The sequence below is a fragment of the Streptomyces sp. 8P21H-1 genome (genome assembly GCF_013302945.1).
Genome location: NZ_JABTYA010000255.1, coordinates 1 through 2,845 on the forward strand (window position 1 = coordinate 1; position 2,845 = coordinate 2,845).

General features: G+C 75.1%; 2 protein-coding genes and 1 pseudogene. 2 read left to right on the forward strand and 1 reads right to left on the reverse strand.

The window, feature by feature from the left end; all coding sequences use genetic code 11:
• The coding region (locus tag HO151_RS04985) for a hypothetical protein (RefSeq protein WP_173894898.1) at positions 1-1,017 on the forward strand (1,017 nt) is incomplete at its 5' end.
• 96 nt (positions 1,018-1,113) lie between these two features.
• Here the strand turns inward: HO151_RS04985 and HO151_RS04990 are convergent.
• Entirely contained in the window at positions 1,114-2,349 is a 1,236-nt protein-coding gene (locus HO151_RS04990; protein ID WP_173894899.1) for a glycosyltransferase 87 family protein, read from the reverse strand.
• Positions 2,350-2,516: 167 nt separating this feature from the next.
• On the opposite strand from HO151_RS04990, the pseudogene HO151_RS04995 reads away from it, so the two are divergent.
• Positions 2,517-2,845 (forward strand): annotated as a pseudogene (locus tag HO151_RS04995) (alpha-(1-2)-phosphatidylinositol mannosyltransferase); the annotation flags it as partial.

Sequence of the window (2,845 nt, forward strand, 5' to 3'; positions counted from 1 at the left end):
GAACGGGCCGAGGCACGCACCGGGTTCAGGAACCTGCGGGCGGTCCCGCTGGCCGGCTGGTCGTACCGCGTGACCGGCCTCAGCCGCTCCGGCGACCGCGCCACGGCCGACGCGGACCTGAGCTACCGCATAGCCGGCCACGACCGGGCGCCCGTCGTCACCGCCCGCACGCTGAGCCTCCTGCGCGCCGGCGGACGCTGGTACGTGACCGCCGACCGGCCCGCCGCCGGCGCCGGCCGGCAGCTGTGGGAGCAGGGGACCGTGACGGCCGTGCGCGGCGGGCGCAGCCTCGTCCTGGGGGTCGGGCAGTCCCGTTCCGCGCTGCGCGGTTACGCGGGGCTGGCCGACCGGGCGGTGCCCGCGGTGCGGGAGGCGTGGGGCGGGGACTGGCCGGGCCGGGTCGTCGTCCTCGTACCGGGGTCGCTGGAGGGAATGGCGCAGCTGCTGGGGGCGCCCGCCGCCGGGTACCGGGGGATCGCGGCGGTCACCACGGGCGAGACGGGAGGATCGGGGAAGGTGCCCGCCGACCGGATCATCGTCAACCCGGACGCGTACGGGGTGCTGGGCTCCTTCGGCCGGCAGGTCGTGCTCACGCACGAGACGACCCATGTCGCCACCCGCGCCGCGACCTCGGCGGCGACCCCGCTGTGGCTGTCGGAGGGGTACGCGGACTGGGTCGGCTACCGGGGCACCGGCCGCTCGGCGGCGCAGGCCGCGCCCGAGCTGCGGCAGGCGGTGGCCGGCGGGGACGTGCCGGCCGGGCTGCCCGCGGACGGGGACTTCGGGTTCGGCGGGGACGCGGGGAAGCTGGCGCGGGCCTACGAGAGCGGCTGGCTGGCCTGCCGGCTGATCGCCGAGCGGTGGGGCGAGGTGCGGCTCGGCGAGTTCTACCGGGCCGTGGGGGAGCACGGGAAGCGGGCGGGGGCGGTGGAGACCGGGATGCGGGAGGTCCTGGACACGTCCCTGGAGGAGTTCACGGCCCACTGGCGGGCCTACCTGCGGGACCGGCTGGGGTGACCCGCCGGGGATGACCCGCCGGGGATGACCTGCCGGGGGTGATCGGCCGGGGATGACCTGCCGGGGATGACCTGCCGGGGTGGCTCCGGCCGTCCCTCAGCCGGTCAGGGACTCCTCGCCGGCGCGGGCCGCCCGGCTCGGCACGGGGGCCGGCTCCCGGTACGACACGGTGTCGCGCCACAGCAGCACGCCCGCGGTGACGGTCGCGGCGACCAGCAGGCCGTTGCGGATCACCAGCAGGGTGATGCCGAAGGGGGTGCTGCCGACGACGTCCGCGAAGTACACGGGGAACTCCAGCACGGTGAAGAAGCACGCCACCAGTACCATCCCCGCCGGCGGGCCCATCCGGCTGCCGCGGAAGAGCAGGCAGACGGCGGCCAGCCCGACCAGCCACACCAGGTACTGGGGGCTGATGACCCGGCTCGTCGTGGTGAACAGCAGGACCGCCACGAAGGAGGCGTCCGCCGCCGTGTGCACCAGGAACCGGGTCGCGCACAGCCGCCACAGCAGCAGCCAGCCGAACGCCAGCCCGGTCAGCATCAGCGCCACCGTGCTCACCACGTCGACGTACGGGCCGAGGAACTCCACCGAGCCGTAGTTGAGCAGGACCCGGCCCTCCCAGCCGTGGTGCCGGGCGACGTGGAAGACCAGCGCGCCCAGGGACTCGACCTCGGTCCCGCGGTCGCGCTGGAAGGTCAGGAACGCGAACGCGCCCGGCATCAGCGCGGTGAACAGCAGCGCGACGCCCGCGGCCGTCGCCGCCGCCGCGCCCCAGGCCCGGCGCCCCGTCGTGCCCACGAGCAGCAGCAGCGGCCACACCTTCAGCAGGGCGCCGAACGCGGCCAGCGCGCCCATGACCCTCGGGTGCCGGACGCCCGCGAGGAGGGCGGCCACGGCGACGGCGGTCACCATCACGTCGTACCGCGAGTACACCGTCGGGCCGAGCAGGGGCACCCCCACCACCCACACCCAGACGCCGCGCCGCGACCTCTCCCGGCGCCGGCCCGCGTACAGGAGCAGCGCGAGCGCGCACAGGTCGGCGGCGAGGGCCAGGGCGAAGAACGCCTCCGGGTAGGCGAGGAACGGCAGCAGCGCGGGGGAGAGGATCGCGAGCGCGGCGGCCGGCGGGTACTGCCAGGTCACGTCGTCCAGCGGGAAGGTGCCGGTGCGCAGGACCTCGTACCAGTTCCGGTAGGTCACCGCGACGTCGCTCGTGACGTCCGGGCCGGGGAAGACGAACACCTTGAGGACGAAGAGGAGCAGCGCCAGCCTCGTCAGGACCCAGACGGCCAGCAGTACGTACGGGAACCGCGGCCCCCTGGCTTCCGCCATGCCCACCTGCCTCTTCCCGTGAGGATCCCCCGGTACGGTCCCGCCGCGGCGGCCCGCGCGGTCCGTGCGGTCACCGTTTCGCGCGTTCCTGTGCGGGAGCGGTGGAGCACGGCCGGGCGGAGGTGCCGGGCAGGGGTTCGGTACTGTCGACGGCGATGCGCAAGACGATGCACAAGACCTTGATCGTGACCAACGACTTCCCGCCGAGACCGGGCGGCATCCAGGCGTTCCTGCACAACATGGCGTTGCGGCTGGACCCCGAACGGCTCGTCGTCTACGCCTCCACGTGGAAGCGGGGGCGGGAGGGAGCCGAGGCCACAGCTGCCTTCGACGCCGAACAGCCCTTCGTCATCGTACGCGACCGAACAACCATGCTGCTGCCCACTCCGCGGGTCTCCCGGCGGGCCGCCGGGCTGCTGCGGGAGCACGGCTGCACCTCGGTGTGGTTCGGCGCGGCGGCCCCGCTCGGGCTGCTCGCGCCCGCGCTGCGCAGGGC

Coding starts and splice junctions, on each gene's coding strand:
- HO151_RS04990 (WP_173894899.1), bottom strand. CDS start 2,349: ATGGCGGAAGCCAGGGGGCCGCGGTTCCCGTACGTACTGCTGGCCGTC.